This is a genomic window from Streptococcus sp. HMSC061E03, assembly GCF_001813505.1.
GTDB lineage: Bacteria > Bacillota > Bacilli > Lactobacillales > Streptococcaceae > Streptococcus.
In genome coordinates this window covers 700181-719608 of the sequence record NZ_KV812784.1, presented here as the reverse complement: position 1 = coordinate 719608, position 19428 = coordinate 700181, and the positions used below count along the sequence as shown (strand labels likewise).

Here is a 19428-nt window from a genome sequence, read left to right as displayed (position 1 = left end):
CTTAATGTTAACGTAAAAGGTTAATTATAAGAGGAGGAACTATGGATAATAAAAAAACATTTGGCTGGGTGCAAAATCCTGGAGATTTAAGCAAGTTAAAAAAAGTTGTAAGTGTGTTTTTATATGATTCCAAAGAGAATAAATGGCTCAGAAATGAGAAGCTGCCATTCTTATTGAAGTATAGTTTAATAAGTGATGGTGACTACAATATTTTTATAGGATATTTATCTTCTCAAAATATAGCTATTCCTAATAAAATTTTAAAAGGAAAAGGCGTAGCTAAAGGAGGAACACGTCGCGATTCTATATGTACTGGAATAATTCAGGCTATCATTGATGGACAACAGAAACGAACCTATAAAGACGATAAAGGAAAATCAGCTACTTTTAAAAAACCATTTATTGATGATTGGTCTGCTGACGGATATCTAAGGTGGGCTATTTCTTGCGGGTTATTAGAGTATGATGAAAAATCAGAATCATGCTACATTTCAGATTTAGGAAAAACATTAGCACTTTCAACCGATGGATCTAAAGAAGAATACGATGCCTTATCTATTGCTTTATTATCTTATCCACCAGTTTGTAGAATTTTGTCATTACTTAAGGAAAAAGATGAACAAACAAAATTTGAGTTAGGAAGCCAATTAGGCTTTAAAGGTGAATTAGGTTTTACCTCTATACCTCAAGAAGTTTATCTTTGTGACTATTGTGAAGCTCTTCCTGGTGAAAAAAGCAAAGTAAGGAGTGATTTAGAGGGTGACTCCGATAAATATGCTAGAGGAATAGCTAGTTGGTGTTCTCAAATGAAATGGGTTGAATCTTCTAGAAAAAAAGTAACTGGAAGTTATCGAAAGAAGCAGTATTCCGCTAATTTGCAAACTTTTTCTATTACAAGGCTAGGAGAGAAAGCTTTAATTAAAGCTAAAGGAAATTCAAGCAACCCCAAAGTTCCTAAAAACGTTTTATTTCAAATGCTTGCATCTAATAAAACTAGTGGAGCAGATTATTTAAGATATTTACGCGCGTCAATAATTAAAGTTTTAGAGCCGTCTCCTAAGTCATTAGGTCAAATAAAAGAAGCTTTAAAGGGCTATCAATTAGATATAGATGAAGATACTATTATTGATAACATTCAGGGCTTAGTTAGTATTGGTATTAATATAACCAATCATAAAGATAAATATAAACTAGAAGACAAGATTGAGAAATTAGACCTGCCTCCAAGATCGTCATGTGTCAAAGATGAGGTAAATGACATTGTTGATAGGGTCAGAGTCAAATTAAAAAATATCGACCACAAATATTTAATTTTAATCTCTCTTGCATATAGTGACGAAACTGAACGAACAAAGAAAAATAGTGATGCTAGAGACTTTGAGATTCAGACTGCTGAATTATTCACAAAAGAATTAGGATTTAATGGTATAAGGTTAGGTGAGTCCAATAAACCTGATGTTCTTATTTCATTTGGTGCAAACGGTACGATTATTGATAATAAATCATATAAAGATGGATTTAACATTCCTAGAGTGACTTCAGACCAGATGATTCGTTATATAAATGAAAATAATCAAAGAACAACACAATTAAATCCTAATGAGTGGTGGAAGAATTTTGATTCTTCCGTTTCAAACTATACATTTCTTTTTGTAACATCATTTTTAAAAGGTTCGTTCAAAAATCAGATAGAGTACATTTCTAATGCAACAAATGGAACTCGTGGCGCTGCTATAAATGTCGAGAGCCTGTTGTATATTTCTGAAGATATAAAATCTGGAAAAATTAAACAATCAGATTTTTATTCAGAATTCAAAAATGATGAAATAGTTTATCCTATTTAAGAAAGTTTTTAAAAGAAAAATAGAGAGTATTATTAACTCTCTATTTTTTGTAATTTGTAATTAAAACTTCAGAACTCGCTTGATTTGTAGTGTTATATGAAGAATTTTTATAACTGTAATCTAAATTATGTACATATAAATTCTCTTCTTTAATGAAATGTATTAATAAATCATTTTGTTTACCTTTATGAATGAGAACATTACTTAGTGCAAATTTTACACCTTTCTTATTCAATTTTTTCATAAGTATATACATTTCTTTTTCTTGTTTTTCGCCCCAATTTGTAAAACCTCGATTACCATCATTGTAACTTCCAGTGGTGATCAAATAAGGGGGATCAAGATAGACGAAATCTTTAGAAGTTAGTTTAGATAAGTCAAGTTCTTCAAATAAGGAGTCTTTGAAGACTGCATTAATAGATTGAAGTTTTTCAACAAATTTCAATAAGTTATTTTTCATATTCTCACTGAAATGACTACGATTTCTCCCAAATGGATTATTAAATTCCATGGAATTATTGAATCTGAATTGGTAGTTATAGCTGTATGAAGATAACACATACAAATCCAAAGGGTTTGGATTTTCGTTATAATATTTTCTAAAATTTAAAAAAGCTTGTTCGTTTGTTTTACTAAGATTCCATTTTTCAATTCTTTGCTCAACTTCCTTAACCAAATCTACTGGAGAATGAGATTGAAAGTATTTGAACATTTCAATGATTCGTGAATTCATATCGTTAAAAATATATTTTTTTGCATTAACGTTAATTCCGACATTTACTCCTCCACTAAAAACATCGACAAATGTATCAATATTTTCAGGAAAGAGCGGTAGTATTTGAGAAAGGAGTCTATATTTTCCACCAATATAATTTAACGGACTCTTAATATATTTTTTTTTAGAATCAATTTTAGTAGTGTTGACATTGTTTTCCGATTTTTTATCATTTGTAGAAATCGGCTTTTTTTGAATGTAAAACAAAAGTTCGTATACTTCTTTAACTTTAGAAGCTTTCTTAGATTGGTATTTCCGATAAGGAATGCGTTTGACATCGACTTCACCATTATATGAATGATGTTTTAAAATGTTATACAAATCCTCTTCAGAAATAATTCCTTCATTATTGTAACTAAGAACAATATGTGTTGAGTTAATATCTTTAATCAACCTATCCATTGCATTTAAAGCTTTAGATTTTGTAGCGTAGTCACTTTTTAAATTTTGCCAATCAAAGATTCTAGTAACACCTTTTAGTTCTGGTTTTTCATTTCTAGCAATATTTTCCAATAAATGATAATTAGAAGCATACTGCCTTGCATTATAAGGTGTATCAATGTAGACAATATCAGCGTTAATCTTTTTGACTAATTCATTGGCATCTTCATTAAATGCTTTATTACATTTTCCATTATCAAAAACATGGAAATCTTTCAATTCTAAATCATTTAAAGCTCTTTTATCCCAATGTTTTAGAAAAGCCCCGTAGGTACCAGTTATGTTGCTAACAAAAGGGATAGCTTCGATTAAAGAAGAGATTAAATAAAAGTATTCATGATCAGAGACTAACTGTTGATCTTTCCATTCTTCAATTTTACTACGTATTGCATCAATCTTTTTGGCATTATTAACTGTTAAATAGTTAGCACCGCCAGTAGGAGAATAAGCTTTTTCGTAATATCCTACTTTTTCAATATCACCTTCTAGTTTTTGTAAATAATTTAACGGTTCATTAATCCCAATTTTGGAAAGTGAATGGAAATTAGGCTTGTTATTGTTTTCAATAACAGCTTTAGCATTTGCATAACTAAAATACAATAAATCGTTGGAATAAACTGTGTAAAATTCTTTAAAATAATTAGCAACTACATTTGTACCTGAAAACAAGTCTAAGAAAACTTCTTCATTGCCATTAACATGCTTATCTACCATTTTCTTAATTTCAGGTAGCAATAGTTTTTTTGCGCCTATATATCTCATAATTTAATATCCTTTAAAATCAAAAACATATATAAAAGAATATTCTATGCATTCTTTTTAACTTTTTGAATTGTATTTTTTATTTAGTATTGTCTTTATATTGTTTGTTCTAAGATTGTTTTCCTAATTCATCACTAATTCGAATCATTTTTTAAGTGTCCAAACTGAAAGTTCGTGAATAAGCTCTTGAAGTGATGATTCATTATTTCTTGATTTCATTGAGACTCACATAATTAATTTCTTATTTGCTTATGAATTGTTTATTGGTGTGAAGTGACCGACAATCTTTCCAATAATACGAGGGTTTTCTTCGTATGGAGCATATATATCATCATACTTATCGTTTATTGAAGCAAGTCGAAGATAGGTTTTGTGGCGATATACTTTTTTTACATAAGTTTGGTTGTTAAACTCAATCGCATAAATTTGTCCGTCCTCGATATTTGTTGATTGCTTAATCAATACTACATCACCATCAGGAAGTTCTGGTTCCATTGAGTCACCTACAACCCATGAGGCAAAATCATGAGGAATATTCTCAGTTGAATAAGTAAGGGTATAGTCGCCATCACCAAAGTAGGAGTAGCCCGTCCCTGCAGAAAGGCCTTCATAGGTTCTATAACTGAATAGATCAACAACTTTGTTATCGAATTTTTCTTGTTCTTCAAGTAATTCTGAGGAATAGACGACAACTTTATTTTTGTTAGCTTTATTTAATTGACGATAGATGCTGATCACTTCGCTATGCTCCTCGAAATAATGAGGTTCAACCTCAAGAACTTTCGCAAGTTCATTTAAATTATCCATAGTAGGAAATGATTTTGCGTTCTCCCAGTTAGAGACAGCAACCTTAGAAATATTTAACAGAGAGCCGAGTTTTTCTTGGCTCATTTTTTTCTCTTTCCGAAGAGATTTTAAACGTTGACCTGAAAACATGTATGACTTATTTTCCTTTACTTTTGTTAATTAACTTTTTTTATTTTTTCTTATTTGTTAAGTTTTCGCTTTACAAATATTCTATCAAAAAGTTATAATAATGTCAAATAGTTAATTATATACTTAACAAATGGAGAAGCAATGAAATTTGTAGTTTATAAACATTCGCTGGTTTTAGGTGATAACAACATCGTGACAAAGCAATTTATCGTTCTGAAGCACGATGACGGCAATTTACAATTTACTGATTTTCATCGTTATGTTAAATCTACTTCAAGAATCAAGTCGATCTCAGATGATGGGAATAAGCGCTTTTCTTACGTTGTTAAGTTTCTTAATTTTATATTTGGTACTCTTGGACTTAAAAGTGTAGATCAACTTACATTTGAAATGGTCAGAGAGTTTTTTACGCTTTATGGATTATCTCAGTTACCAGGGGATAACGGAAAAAGAAAGAAAAGTACCGTTGAAAAATGCGTAAATGCAGTTCTTGACTTCTTGACTCTTTATTTAAGTGAGCGAAAGGAGAAGGCTAAGTTAAAAGCAGAAGAATTATATTCTACGACAACCTTTACGAATAGTAGAGGACGGGTTATAAAACGTAAAGAACCAAATTTTGAAATCTACGTGGATGATAGCAACACTGAGAAAGCTATTTTTCGTGATATGCCAAATAGTGCTTTTGAGATGTTGTTTTCTCACATTGCACACTATCATAAGGATTTACTCATGGTTGTGGCTTTGGGAGCCTTTGTAGGCTTAAGACCATCAGAAGTATGTAACGTAAGACGTGAAGATAGTCCTCTAGGACCAGGTATTTTATTCCACCAAAGTGATGGTCAAGTATTTAAGATTGAAATTGACTTACGAAAAGAAATACCTTTAAGAAGCGATTTAAAGCCGACTGGACGGATTAAAAAGGAAAGACTTCAAGCAGTACCTTATATCTTCTTAGAGGTCTTTTTAGACACCTACAATGACTATATGAGTTATCTGGAAGGTAAGAAGTATGAGAAGGACTATGGGCCACTCAATCTGAATAAACAAGGCAAGGCGTTAACCTATGACGTGTACTACCAACGATTCCGTAAAATCATTCGTGAAGAGATGATTCCTCTTTATCTCAATGCTGACGATGCAGAGGTTGTTTTCTTCGGTCAACTTTTACAGGAACATAATATTTCCCCACATATTTTCAGACACTGGTACACGACACAGTTAGTCTTATCTGGGGTTTCTGAGATTAGCGAACTCATGTCTGCGAGAGGTGATAAATCGCCTGAGAGTGCTTGGGTTTACCTGCAAAATAAAGGTGAAATTGCAAAACAATATGGTCAAGTTAACAATGGCGTTTTTGATTATATGAATTGGCAAGCAGAAAAATTATTTGGAGAACATTAGAAGGAGAAGCTGTTGGTAGTAGATTTAAAAAGTTACCTTGAAAAAATTCTAATTGAGCTAGGTGTCGATACACTAAAGAACCGTGAGAAAGTCAGTGGATTTTTACTAGACAATGATTGGTTTGGGGTTTCAATAAATCTTGAAAATTATACTACCACAGATGAAGACGCAAAGGTTCTTAAAAATCACATTAAAGACTATTTTATGACACCACCAGGAGTTGAGAGCATGGGAGCAATCTTTGCTAAAAAGTTCCCTTCTACAAGCGACTTGTTTATCCAGTTTTCTAAAGAACAAAAACTAACAAAAACAAATCGTTTTTATCTACTTGATTTTCTAGCATATTACTTAACAAAAGATTTATTCCTATATAGCAATGCTGAAGTGGAGAAACTAGTAGAAGTAGCGACAGAAGTTCTCACAAAATATCTAGGTGATAATCTCATTCAGTTTATTAAATGGTTGCTTGATAAAGGGGTCACTCGTTACAGAGTAAGTTTTGAAATGACAAAACGTTACACGATTGAGAGTACAAATGGGGCGTATGAATTAGATGAGTATCTGCAATTGATGTATTATCTATTCAATGAAGAATACATAACAAGAAACAATATGTACTCCAAAGCAGCAGATTCGAAAAACTATGCGGATGCATGGCTATATCTTGCTTTGCATTTTATTTGCGCTCTTAGAACCACTGATTTAATGAGATTGGGTCATCCTAAATTGAATAGGAAACCTAAAGAAGTGCTAGAAGCAGTAGCTAGTGGGAGTTGGAGTAGCAGTGAGGCTAGAAGAACACTATTAAGTATTACCACAAGATTAACTTATTTAAATATCACTCCTAATAAAACCAGTAGAGCTTCAAACGTTACTCAATTAAAATTTCAAGTTCCTGAAAGCTGTCAAGTATTGATTGGAACGTTGTTAGCTATCTGTGAAGCGCATTATCAAATTAGTTCACCATACAGTTCAAAAACTTCAAGTGCATTGATCCGTAGAATCAGCACCTATGAACAAATCTCAAATTACATGGGAGATGAAATCGGGAATCTCTTTTTAGAACGCAACTTTAGTAGCCGCTCCGCAAATAAATCTTATCTCCAATCGGTAGCGATGTTAGCAGATGATATTCTGGAAGAAAAATCAGAACTAAACATAAAGGGATATTTTTTAGCTGCATTAGCACGTAGTCATAAAGGTGATTTTAATGAATTTGCGCAAACTACAACGACTTATCTAAAAGATGCCCAACTTGGGCAATTAAAACCTGAGATGGTAGCAAAAGAATTATTTGAACGAGGTGTATTATCCATGATTCCATCTATGCTTTTGACCATTGTAACTAGAGGGAAATATAAAGAATTAAGTCCAAACCAACAAACCCAGATGATTAAGAGTTTAGATTTAACGCCAGCAGAAATTGAAAAGACACTAGAGTTGAGTATTCGTGCAGATTTACGTTCCCAACAAGCATTAAAAACATTAATTGAAAATAATGTTGGAGCCGACCAATTATTAACTGTATGTCATCGAATTGGCAACGGTGAAGCTTTTTCAAAACAAGGAGAAAGTATGTGTCTCTTATCTGCGTTAGGGAAACTATGTCCCTATGATGACCGTCAACACTGTGTTGGCTGTCAGTTTGAATTACAAACAAAATCTACTTTACTTTTGTTAATTGGTGAGTTTAATCGACTTAACAAGCAATACTCTAAACTAAAAAATGACCTTGAGAGAGGTAAAGTTAGAGCAATTTTAGAAAAACAGATTAAGCCATGTCTTACTGAAATGCTGCAAGCTTTATCAGAACAATATGGTGAAGATGTTTTATCAGATTATGAAGATATTATCAAGGAGTTAGTCAATTGAATAGTCAGTCTAAACTTTTCCGCAAGGTAAATGAAGTTATCTTGTTTGATGAAGCTATGATCGAAACTGCAAAAGAATGTTTTAAAGATTATGTTGAAAAAGGAATAATTCTAACAGAAAAATTTGAAGAAGATAAATGGGCAACAACTGATGAGTATTCTAATGTTAGCTTCTTTTTTAACTTGAATAAATTCCGCTATAAAAGGTTTTATGAACCAGCATTTCTATTATCATATGATGAATTTATTGTTTATCTAAAAAGTTTTATAGTGTTATCTATGGAGCATCATGTTTTGATTTCACTCCAAATATTTTTAAGAGACATAAAACGCTTGATCAAAGAAGTAAGCTGGGACATAGATTTCAATATGGAAAATATTAAGATTAATAATCCAGCAACGTGTATTGATTTTCTTTCTACACTACCATGTTTAGAAAATAAGGAATTAAGTCAATTGATAGAGCAGATGGATGAACTTTTGAATGCCAGTTATCAACTGAACACAAAAAAACAACGAAAGTTAGCCCAATTTCAGTCCTATTTTCTTTTTAATGATATTTTAAGCGATTACTGGGCTAAGTCTTTATCAGATGAAGAGAGACTGTTTTATTACCCTCTTTACTTATGGTGGCAAATAACAGCAGTAGTACCACTGAGGGCAAGGGAATTTTTGCTCACTCAGAGAAATTGCCTCACTGAAAAAGACGGAAAATATTACTTAACTCTTAGACGTAATAATTTAAAAGGGAAAGATAAGAGTGTATCACATAAAATTTCGGATGATTATTATTTAACCACTTACGAAGTACCATTTAAGCTTGCTAGTGAGATTTTAAATTACTTAGATCTAACAAAAGATTTGTCATCTACTCAACTGGATACTCTATTTGTGACAGACTCCCATTATCGAAAATGGAAACGTGTTACTGGTGCTAAAAATCGTTTTTTAACATATCGTAACTTAAATACAATTTTAAAATATTTCTTTAATGAGATTGTATCTCAACAGTATGGGTATTTTGTCCATCATATCAATTTTCCAGAGAAATTAGACGACCATGAGATTAATTTCATTCATATTGGAGATACGAGACACATTGCAATGATCAATCTGATAGCAGAAGGGGCCAGCCCTGTAACAGCAATGCTTTTAGCTGGACATGATAGTGTCACAACATCCTCACATTATTTTTCAAATCTAAGTCAGTTTATTGAATGTAGAAGCTATCAGCTTTATCGCAAATTAACGAACTCCCAAACATCTTATGCTATCAGCAAAACTCAGAACAAATACACTGTTAACAAAGACTACGTTTCTCTAGATAATAAAGGCAGATGTTATTCACTACGCTTTGCTAAAGGCGATTATTCAGATTGTCTAAAAGTTATCAGTTCTCATGCAGAATTAGGCGCTTGCACTAGCTGTCCCTTTTATAGAAAAGATGGGAAAGATTATTTTTCTATGGATAAAACCTTTAAGAAATCAATTAACGAAGAGGCTTTGATTGTAGATGAAGCTATTAAACGAGTACGAGCAGGTAAGGGAAATATGGAAGATATTGGTGAGGCACTTTTAAAACTTAAAACTATTACTCATTCTTATCAAGAATACCTAACTGAAAAACAACTAGTGTTACAGGAGTTTCCAAATGGCGAGAAAGAAGTACATCGATGATGAAGAATTGGTGTTGTTATTTGAGCAATATTTACAAGAACAATGTTCAAATGATCCTAAAACATTCAAAATCCCACAATTTGGGAGTTACCTAAGAAACAACGGATTTCCGCAGGTTGCAGATACAACAATTAGAAGAAATAAAGAATTTAGACAATTTAGACAAGCCCTTAATGATAAATTGGAACTTTTTGAGGACGATACTTATCAAACAGTAATAACGTATAAAACTCTAGATGTGGAACGTTTCTTAATGACCAATAGAACCCCAAAAGCAATCAGATCAGCATTGGTTGAGCTTAATGGCCATTATAAAAGAATTGTTGATGCTGCAATAGCCTATAAGGATGAAGTTGAAAGTCTTAAAAAGAGAATGGAGGAATTAAAAAGTGAAATAGCGCAGCTAAAAGAAGGCAAATACGCATTTAATGAGCAAGCGAGAAAGAATAAAGAGTTGGCAGAGGAAAATAAAAAATTAAGAAATCTTCTTAAAACAAGTTTATATCCTGAAATAGCTAATGAATTACTAAAAGAAGAGGGATTATTGGAATTTGACCATCAGACAGTTACTGAACAATACTTAAAAGAACAGGTAATTACTGCAGATTCTGAAATTTCATTTATCAAAAACAAAACAACAGAACAAAATGAGAACAAACCTTCTAAAAGTAAGATATTGAATATTAAAAACTTACTCGATAGTAAAACGAATTACTAGGAGAATTCTATGACTGAACTAATCACTGAACTTCCCGATTTAATAAATTATTGGGATTACAACAAAAACAGTAAACTAAACATTGAAACTTTAACTGTTACCAGTAAGAATATTATCAATTGGAAATGTCCATCTTGTTCTTATGAATGGCGGGCAAGTGTTTCAAAAGCTTATAAGCAATTCAAAAATATGTCAAGAATATGCCCTGTGTGTGATCTAGGTGATGTCCTTGTGAAAGAGAGGAATTCAATTTATAAAAGATTTCCTAATTTTATCAAATACATCAATTTTCATCACGAAAATTTTGAAACTATCCGAGAAGAAATTTTGAATTTATCTTTTTCTTCAAAGAGGTTGTTTCACTTTAAATGTCCAACATGTTTCACTAGTTGGATAGATGTCGCAGACTCTTCTAGGTTAATGAAAAAAAGTAAAAATACAATCGTCCATACAGATTGTAATAAATACAATCATTTTGTCCCTTATACTAAAGCATATCCAAACCTCGGAAGGATTTATCTTGCAGGGGGTGAAAATAAAGTTGAATTTGAAAAACTACGACTTGATGAAAATGTAACACTTCCTAAAAAATGGAGATGTGATAAATGCGGACACTCATTCAAGATGTCCCTCGATAGGTTAATTTCTAGAATTAAGAGAGATGGATATTACTGTACAGAATGTAAAGCAACATTTGATACGCCAATACAGGCAAAAAATTCCCCCTTGGGTTATACAGACAGCAATCTAGTAGATGAATTAGTTTCAAAGCATATTAAAAAGAATATGATTGATAGTTTATCAAATATAGTAGCAACTTGGAAATGTTCAAAATGCAGTGGCAAATATGACTGTTCAGTAGTTAAAAGACACCAAGAAGGTTGCCCATATTGTAGTAACAAACAAATGTTAAAAGGTTTTAATACCTTGCAGGAAACACATTCCTATCTCGAAAAATTTTGGGATGAAGGAAACTCCACAAAACTTTCTGATTACTGGTCTAAGTCCACTGAGGCTATTAATTGGAGTTGCCCTTGTTGTGGAATTCATTTTCAATGTAGTCCTATTGAAATGATTTCTAGAACTAACATAGAAAATAGTAACTTTGAAACGTGTCCCAATAATTGTGATTGGGATACATTAGTTTTTAATAATGATATCCTACACGATTCACCGAAATTACGCGAGGAATGGAGTTCTAAAAACGGTATACCTGTACATTTGGCATTAAGTCACATCGAAACGAAGAAATATTGGTGGCATTGTTCTTCTTGTAAGCAGGATTATCTCTGTTCTATCCCAATTAGGAGAGAGGTAAAAAATACGTGTCCATACTGTAATGATGAACTACCTCTAAAGGGGTTTAATACATTATTTGATGATTATCCTGAGTTTTCTGATTTTTGGAGTAAAAACAACTCACAAGATCCAACCCAAATGACAATATCTGGAGCAAAAAATAATAAATTCTTATGGATTTGTAGTTGTTGTAATTTAGAATTTGAAGAAAAACTAGAGGTTATAATAGATAAATTCTCAATAATTCAAGGTAAGGAACTTATTAGAGTTTGTCCTTACTGTACTGAAAAAATTCCAAAACCTAGTGAATCATTGGGAGGGCAAAAATCATTTTTGAGATCTGAATGGCTAGAAAATCTTAATGGTGATATCAATAAAATCTTTTGTAATTCAAGTGATACAGTTGAATGGGTGTGCAGAAGATGCCATAGGAATTTTAAAGCAAGAATCTCTGAAAGAAAGGAAAACGATAATTGTTGTCCTTATTGTTCTAAGAGAGAATTAGCAGTTGGATATAACGATCTTGCGACTACACACCCATTGGTGATTAAGGAATGGTCAGCTTTAAATGATAGGGAATCATGCTCAGTTATGTGCAATTCAAATTATAGAGCATGGTGGAAATGTCCAGTATGTAAAGGAGAATATCAACAAGAAGTACAAAGTAAGGTCATAATAAAAAAACCATGCCCTTATTGCACAAATCATAAGGTGTTAAAGGGGCTTAACGATCTAGCAACCACACACCCTTGGTTGATTAATGAATGGTCAACTTCAAATGATATGGACTTTAGTTCTCTAATGAGTAATTCAGGTTATAAAGCATGGTGGAAATGCTCAGTTTGTAAAGGAGAATATCAACAAACTGTTAAGAAAAAGATTCTGATGAAAGAATCTTGTCCATATTGTCAAAACAATGAGGTATTAAAAGGATTTAACGACCTAGAGACAACTCATAAACATTTAATGAACGAATGGGACTATCTTAATAATATTCTTTTAGCAGATCCAACTGAAATCAATGAAAAATGTAGTCAAACTGTATGGTGGATATGTAAAGAAAACTCAAATCATCGGTATAAACTTAAAATTAATGAAAAAATTAAGTATGAAAAGCGCTCATTCATAAGCTGCCCAATTTGCAAAGGTTTGAGAAGAAAACAGGAGCATTTTGTTAGATTAAAGATGTAATAGAAAATATTAAAATCAAACAAGATAAAAACAACTCTAAAGATCATTAAATTGATATTGGAGTGTTTTTTATTGCCAAAATGTACATTTGAAAAATTTTTAGTTTTCACTCAAATAAAGTACATTTTACAGATGATGAGCAGCTTTAAAAATTTCCAGTGTTCACTTAAATAAAGTACATAATTGAGTATAATTGGCTTAAAAAATTTTTTTGGTTATATTATATATAGAAAGAGATACAAAACAGTCCTATATAAACCCTATAACATCTTTCCGAAAAACTATAATTTTCTTGAAAAATATATCTGGCTATGCTATACTACTAGTATAGAAAGATTTGGAGAAAAATATGAAACGCGAGATCTTATTAGAACGGATTGATAAACTCAAACAAGTCATGCCCTGGTATGTATTGGAATATTATCAATCAAAATTGGCCGTTCCCTACAGTTTTACGACCTTGTACGAATACTTAAAGGAATACGATCGATTTTTCACCTGGGTTTTGGAATCTGGTATATCGGATGCTGACACCATGGCCGAGATCCCTTTAGACGTTCTGGAGCACATGACCAAGAAAGACATGGAATCCTTTATTCTTTACTTACGTGAACGTCCTCTGCTCAATGCCAATACGACAAAAAACGGAGTTTCCCAAACAACCATTAACCGCACCCTTTCTGCACTGTCTAGTCTCTATAAGTATTTGACTGAGGAAGTTGAAAACGAGCAAGGGGAACCGTATTTCTACCGCAATGTCATGAAGAAGGTTGCTACCAAGAAAAAGAAAGAAACCCTGGCGGCTCGAGCTGAAAATATCAAGCAAAAACTCTTTTTAGGGGATGAAACAGAAGGTTTTCTTAACTATATCGACCAGGAGTACCCTCAAACACTCTCTAATCGCGCCTTATCCTCCTTTAATAAGAATAAAGAGCGAGATTTAGCCATTATAGCACTTCTTCTTGCCTCTGGTGTCCGTTTATCTGAGGCAGTCAACTTGGACCTTCGTGACCTCAATCTTAAGATGATGGTCATTGACGTCACTCGAAAAGGTGGAAAACGAGACTCTGTTAATGTTGCTGCCTTTGCTAAGCCTTATCTAGAACAATATCTCGCTATTCGAGACAAACGTTACAAGACAGAAAAGACTGATACAGCTCTATTCTTAACTTTGTATCGAGGTGTTCCAAACCGGATCGATGCTTCTAGCGTTGAAAAGATGGTCGCCAAGTATTCAGAAGACTTCAAAGTCCGCGTGACACCCCACAAGCTTCGCCATACATTAGCAACTCGTCTCTATGATGCTACCAAATCACAGGTTTTGGTCAGCCACCAGCTGGGACATGCTAGCACCCAAGTTACAGACTTATATACGCATATCGTTAATGATGAGCAAAAAAATGCCTTGGATAGTTTATAAAACTACATAACGTAAATTATGTAATATATTAGTTTTAAAAAGAGCGATAGATTTTTTGAATGTCTACCGCTCTTTTATACTTTCTATAAAAATTCGATCCAATAATTACGGTGTGGCTCAATAATGACTGGTTTTCCCCAAAATGATTTTAGATAGGCCAGATTTGCAGGGGTGACCGGTCTTTTTTCACCATTGTACTTCTCTGCACTCTCTTCTGTTAAAAAGCATTTAACAGCTTCATATGGCGTACCATCGCTCGCTATTCGATCAATCCCTAAATAAGCAATTTCATCACCGGCCTTCGGAAAATCTGTAAATAGTTTACCAATAAAATAAACCGTCTTATCTTTCATTAATTCATAAGCTTTACTATTTTCCAATCTGTTATTCGCTGCAGCGTACATAATACAAAAGCTGTCCACGATATCTTTCAAATGCATTAATTCTTCTTTGCTAACGATTATTTCCTCAGGAGCAAGACCTCCAATGATTAAGTTTTCATAATGAGGTTGCTGGATGACGTTATCTAAAGCCATTCCTAATGGTAGTTGGACAGCTTGATAGCCTAATGGTTCTAGCTCCTGTTTTTTCTGGTCAACATGTTCTTGTGTAATACTGACATACAAATCATAAGGACTTGAAGATTGTTGTTTGCTAAAAAAAGCCACTACTATACGATCTAACTGTTCAAATAGACCAAGATTTTCAACTGGAATTTTCATCATCGAATATAATCCCCTTTTGTGTTCAGATTTCCTCTATATTGTACTCTCATAGTATTTAAATATCAAGTTTAAGATAAAAGATATCCATGTTAAATGGATATCTTTTACTTTATTCCACCACTGCTTCAGCAATTTCTTCTGCAGTGATACCTGCGAAGTAACGACCTAGGTTAATGGTTTGAAGGGCTTTGAGGACGTCTTCACGTTCGTATTTGACACCACGAAGAACGTCTTCTACTGCTGCAACATCTTCGATACCAAAGAAGTCACCGTAAATCTTGATATCTTGAATTTTTGATTCAATGACGTTAGCGAAGATTTCAACCTTACCGCTTGGGAATTTGGTGCCACGACGGACATTGTATTCAGGAGACTTTCCATAGTTCCAATCCCAGGTACCGAACTTGGTTTCCTTGATACGATTGATTTCAGCCAATTCTTCATCCGAGAAGACATATTCTGTCATCTCAGGGTATTCTTTCTTCATGTAGTCCAAAAGCAAGTCACGGAACTCTTCAACCGTGATTTTTTCTGGCAATTCATCGATGATATTAGTGACACGAGCACGAACCGATTTAACCCCTTTAGACTCAAACTTGTCTTTTGATACCTTGAGAGCGTTGGCAAGGACAGACAAATCAACATCAAAAAGAAGACAACCATGGTGCATGATCCGACCATTAATGTAAGCTTGGGCATTTCCACAGAATTTCTTACCATCAATTTCCAAATCGTTACGACCCGTGAATTCAGCCTTCACTCCAAGCTGAGCCAAGGTGTTGATCACAGGAGTAGAAAAACTCTTGAAGTCAAAGGCTTTGTTTTCATCTTCTTTTGAAATGATGGTGTAGTTGAGGTTGTTCAAATCATGATAAACAGCCCCACCACCACTGATCCGGCGAACCACTTCAATCCCATGCTCCCGAACATAGTCACGGTTGATTTCTTCGATGGTATTTTGGTGACGACCAACGATAATCGAAGGTTTGTTAATCCAAAGAAGGAAGATTTGATCCTCATCTAACAGATGCTTAAAAGCATACTCTTCTAAAGCAATATTAAAAGCAGTATCATTTGAATAATTAATAATGTATTTCATAAGATTCCTTTATATACGATAGAGACTGGTCCAGCATTTGCTGTCCAGCCATTCTATCATTTCAAATATTATTTCTTCTTAGGTGAGTGAACAGCCAAGCCGAGTACATCCGCAAAGGCTTCGTACATCACTTCTGAGAAGGTTGGGTGACCATGAATAGTCTTGAGCATTTCTTCCACAGTGATTTCCATCTCAATGATAGTAGAAGCTTCGTTGATCAATTCAGCAGCAGCTGGACCAATGATATGCACTCCAAGAACTTCACCGTATTTCTTGTCTGCAATGACTTTAACGAATCCTTGAGCCGCATCTGATGCAATGGCACGACCATTAGCCGCAAAGTTAAACTTACCGATTTGAACATCGTATTTCTCACGAGCTTGTTCTTCGGTCAAACCAACAGCCGCAACTTCTGGAAGGGTGTAGATAGCTGCAGGTGTCAAATTCAATTTGGCAACAGCATGATTTCCCTTAAGGGCATTTTCAGCGGCAACTTCACCCATACGGAAGGCAGCGTGGGCCAACATCTTAGTACCGTTGATGTCACCTGGCGCATAGATACCTGGAACAGATGTTTCCATGTATTCATTGACCTTGATCCGTCCACGATCCAATTCAAATTCAACATCTCCGATACCTTCAAGGTCTGGAACACGTCCGATTGATAGAAGAGCTTTGTTGGCGATAATATCGTCTTTTCCTTCAACCTTGATGCGAAGTTTGCCATCTTCTTCAATGATTTCTTGCAATTTCGTATCCGTCAAGATGGTCATACCCTTACGTTCAAGGATCAAGCGAAGGTTCTTAGATACTTCCACATCCATAGCTGGAACAATGCGGTCCATCATTTCGATAACAGTAACTTTTGAACCGAAGGTCATGAAGGCTTGTCCAAGTTCGATACCGACAACCCCACCACCAATGATAACAAGGCTTTCTGGTACTTCGTTCATTTCAAGAATGTCATCACTAGTCATCACAAGTGAAGATTCCATACCTGGAACGTTAATCTTGCTGACTTTAGAACCACCAGCAAGGATGATTTTCTTCGTTTCAAGCAATTCTGAGCCATTTACCAAGACATTCTTATCTTTCGTAATGGTACCGATACCCTTATGAACATCCACTCCGTAGCTACGAAGAAGTCCAGCAACACCACCAACCAAGGTATTTACGACCTTGTTCTTGGTTTCAAGAACCTTATCCATATCTACTGAGAAACTTGGATTTTCAATGATAATACCACGGTTTGCCGCATGACCAATATTTTCAATGATTTCAGCGTTGTGGAGGTAAGTCTTAGTTGGGATACATCCGCGGTTCAAGCATGTTCCACCAAGTTCAGATTTCTCAACAAGAGCAACCTTACCACCTAATTGAGCTGCCTTAATAGCAGATACGTAACCAGCAGGACCACCACCGATTACTACGATATCATAAGCGTCATCGCTCTTATTGTCATCGTTTGAAGCACTTGCTGCAGTTGGTGCTGGACTCGTTTCTGGTGCTGCTGCTCCAGCGGTTGGGATGTTTTCCCCTTCTTCACCAAGATAACCGATTACTTCTGTTACAGGAACAGTTTCTCCATCCCCTTTCAGGATAGCAATCAAGTAACCGTCTTCTTCCGCTTCCAACTCCATGCTGACTTTGTCTGTCATGATTTCAAGGAGCACTTCTCCTTCTTTTACAAATTCGCCGACTTTTTTATTCCACTGGACGATTTGTCCTTCGGTCATATCTACGCCGGCTTTTGGCATAATTACTTCTAAGGCCATTTTATTTCCCTCTTTTTCTTGTTTCTATTCTCTCTCGTTGATTAGACCAACATTGAAATCGGGTCTTCAATCAAGGCTTTCAAGTCTTTCATGAATTTGGCACCAGCCATACCATCGACAACGCGGTGGTCAACGGTCAAGCCCAAGCTCATGATTGGACGAATGACAATTTCACCATTTAAAACAACTGGTTTTTCAACCGTTGCACTAACTCCAAGGATGGCAGAGTTTGGTTGGTTGATAATCGGTCCAAATGATTGAACGCCAAACATTCCTAAGTTACTAATGGTAAAGGTTGAGTTTTGCAATTCACTTGGAGCAAGCTTACCATCCAAGGTACGTCCGATAACGTCCTTGAAGGCTACCACCAACTCTGATAAAGTCATCTTTTCTGCGTTATAGACAACCGGTGTCATCAGCCCATTATCCATCCCAACTGCCATCGCCAAGTTGACATAGTTGTGAGTGATGATGGTTTTGCCATCTTCTGTCAATGACGCATTGATGTATGGGTGTTTCATCAAGGTCTTAACCACTGCTAGAGAAAGCAAATCTGTTACAGTGACTTTCTTGCCAGTGGCTTCCATGATTGGATCCAATACCTTCTTACGAAGGGCCAACATTTGAGACATATCAACGTCATAGTTCAAAGTAAAGGTTGGTGCTGTCAAGTAAGATTCCACCATCCGTTGAGCGATCACCTTGCGCATTGGTGTCATCGGAATCCGCTCGATCTCACCATAAGGTGTCACATTATCTGGAGCTTCCTCCACCTTCTCGATTTCAGCAGGTGACTTAATGGTCTCATTCTCAATATTTTCAGGAAGGAAAGCAAGGACGTCCTTCTTCATGATCTTGCCACGATGACCAGTTCCTTGAATCTCTTGCCAAGCAATATTGTGTTCTAAAGCAATTCGTTTTGCAAGTGGTGAAATGCGAACCACATTTGTGTCTTTATAGGTTTCCACGTCTTCTTTGTGGACACGACCGTTTGCGCCTGAACCAGAAACATCATAGAGGTTGATCCCTAGATCATCCGCTAATTTTCTAGCCGCAGGAGTCGCTCTTAGCTTATCATCAGCCATGACCTCTCCTATTCTATTATAAGATACTAAGGGCGTCAAAAGTCTCAGTGAAAATAGGAAACTTGACGAAGAAACTTTAGTTTCTAGGAAAGTTTATCTTTTTCACCCAGACTTTAGCCCGAGTTCAATTTTATGATGCAAAGGGCGTTTAAAAGCGACCGAAAAATAGGAAATCAACGCAGACTTCGATGAAGTCAAGGAGATTTATCTTTTTTCCGAGCTTTTAACCCGTGCTCTAATCTAAGATATCAAGGACGTAGAGGACAAAGAAAAAATAGGAGATTGACGCTGTGTTCGATGAACACAAGGAAATCTATCTTTTTTTCACAGTCCTCCGTCCGGATTCAGTTATAAGATACTAGGGCGTCAAAAGTCAAAGTGAAAATAGGAAACTTGACGAAGAAACTTT

13 protein-coding genes are annotated in these 19428 nt (G+C 34.8%); 7 read left to right on the top strand and 6 right to left on the bottom strand.

From position 1 onward, the window contains the following. The first annotated feature begins 41 nt into the window (after positions 1–41). Positions 42–1844: a restriction endonuclease FokI recognition domain-containing protein gene (locus HMPREF2917_RS03575; protein ID WP_070588990.1), complete on the top strand. Its 1803-nt coding sequence runs from the start codon at positions 42–44 to the stop codon at positions 1842–1844. A 40-nt stretch (positions 1845–1884) separates the two neighbouring features. Here HMPREF2917_RS03575 and HMPREF2917_RS03570 read toward each other — a convergent pair whose 3' ends face one another. Both HMPREF2917_RS03570 and HMPREF2917_RS03565 read right to left on the bottom strand, forming a co-directional pair. Beyond that, positions 1885–3822: a Dam family site-specific DNA-(adenine-N6)-methyltransferase gene (locus HMPREF2917_RS03570; protein WP_070588989.1), complete on the bottom strand. Its 1938-nt coding sequence runs from the start codon at positions 3820–3822 to the stop codon at positions 1885–1887. Between the two features lie 249 nt (positions 3823–4071). Continuing rightward, positions 4072–4758, bottom strand: coding sequence for an XRE family transcriptional regulator (locus HMPREF2917_RS03565; RefSeq protein WP_070588988.1), 687 nt, complete (start codon positions 4756–4758; stop codon positions 4072–4074). A gap of 141 nt (positions 4759–4899) precedes the next feature. Between HMPREF2917_RS03565 and HMPREF2917_RS03560 the strand changes: the two genes are divergently transcribed. From HMPREF2917_RS03560 to xerS, 6 genes are all read left to right on the top strand, one after another. Next, complete coding sequence (locus HMPREF2917_RS03560; protein WP_070588987.1) at positions 4900–6159, top strand: site-specific integrase; 1260 nt, start codon at positions 4900–4902, stop codon at positions 6157–6159. 12 nt (positions 6160–6171) lie between these two features. Then, a complete protein-coding gene (locus tag HMPREF2917_RS03555) occupies positions 6172–8031 on the top strand; it encodes a hypothetical protein (protein WP_070450024.1) in 1860 nt (619 codons plus the stop codon). Then, a complete protein-coding gene (locus tag HMPREF2917_RS03550) occupies positions 8028–9707 on the top strand; it encodes a hypothetical protein (protein ID WP_070450020.1) in 1680 nt (559 codons plus the stop codon). The genes HMPREF2917_RS03555 and HMPREF2917_RS03550 overlap by 4 nt, the downstream gene beginning before the upstream one ends. After that, positions 9682–10425 carry a hypothetical protein gene (locus HMPREF2917_RS03545; protein ID WP_070588986.1) on the top strand — a complete coding sequence of 248 codons (744 nt, stop codon included), beginning with the start codon at positions 9682–9684 and terminating at the stop codon, positions 10423–10425. Before HMPREF2917_RS03550 ends, HMPREF2917_RS03545 begins: the two co-directional genes overlap by 26 nt. Positions 10426–10434: 9 nt before the next feature. Continuing rightward, positions 10435–12915, top strand: coding sequence for a zinc-ribbon domain-containing protein (locus tag HMPREF2917_RS03540; RefSeq protein ID WP_070450014.1), 2481 nt, complete (start codon positions 10435–10437; stop codon positions 12913–12915). 349 nt (positions 12916–13264) lie between these two features. Continuing rightward, the gene (gene xerS / locus HMPREF2917_RS03535; protein WP_003001539.1) at positions 13265–14335 is read left to right on the top strand and encodes a tyrosine recombinase XerS; all 1071 of its coding nucleotides are present in this window, start codon (positions 13265–13267) and stop codon (positions 14333–14335) included. A gap of 83 nt (positions 14336–14418) precedes the next feature. Here the strand turns inward: xerS and HMPREF2917_RS03530 are convergent, their stop codons facing one another. The 4 genes from HMPREF2917_RS03530 to HMPREF2917_RS03515 all read right to left on the bottom strand — a co-directional run bounded on the left by HMPREF2917_RS03530 (position 14419) and on the right by HMPREF2917_RS03515 (position 19019). After that, on the bottom strand, positions 14419–15060 hold the full coding sequence (locus HMPREF2917_RS03530; RefSeq protein WP_070588985.1) for a hypothetical protein: 642 nt from the start codon (positions 15058–15060) through the stop codon (positions 14419–14421). Positions 15061–15169: 109 nt separating this feature from the next. Further along, positions 15170–16159 (bottom strand): lipoate--protein ligase, encoded by a 990-nt coding sequence (locus HMPREF2917_RS03525; RefSeq protein WP_014713327.1) that lies wholly within the window; start codon positions 16157–16159, stop codon positions 15170–15172. A 68-nt stretch (positions 16160–16227) separates the two neighbouring features. Beyond that, the gene (gene lpdA, locus HMPREF2917_RS03520) at positions 16228–17934 is read right to left on the bottom strand and encodes a dihydrolipoyl dehydrogenase (RefSeq protein ID WP_070588984.1); all 1707 of its coding nucleotides are present in this window, start codon (positions 17932–17934) and stop codon (positions 16228–16230) included. Between the two features lie 41 nt (positions 17935–17975). After that, a complete protein-coding gene (locus HMPREF2917_RS03515; RefSeq protein ID WP_070588983.1) occupies positions 17976–19019 on the bottom strand; it encodes a dihydrolipoamide acetyltransferase in 1044 nt (347 codons plus the stop codon). Between the last annotated feature and the right edge of the window lie 409 nt (positions 19020–19428).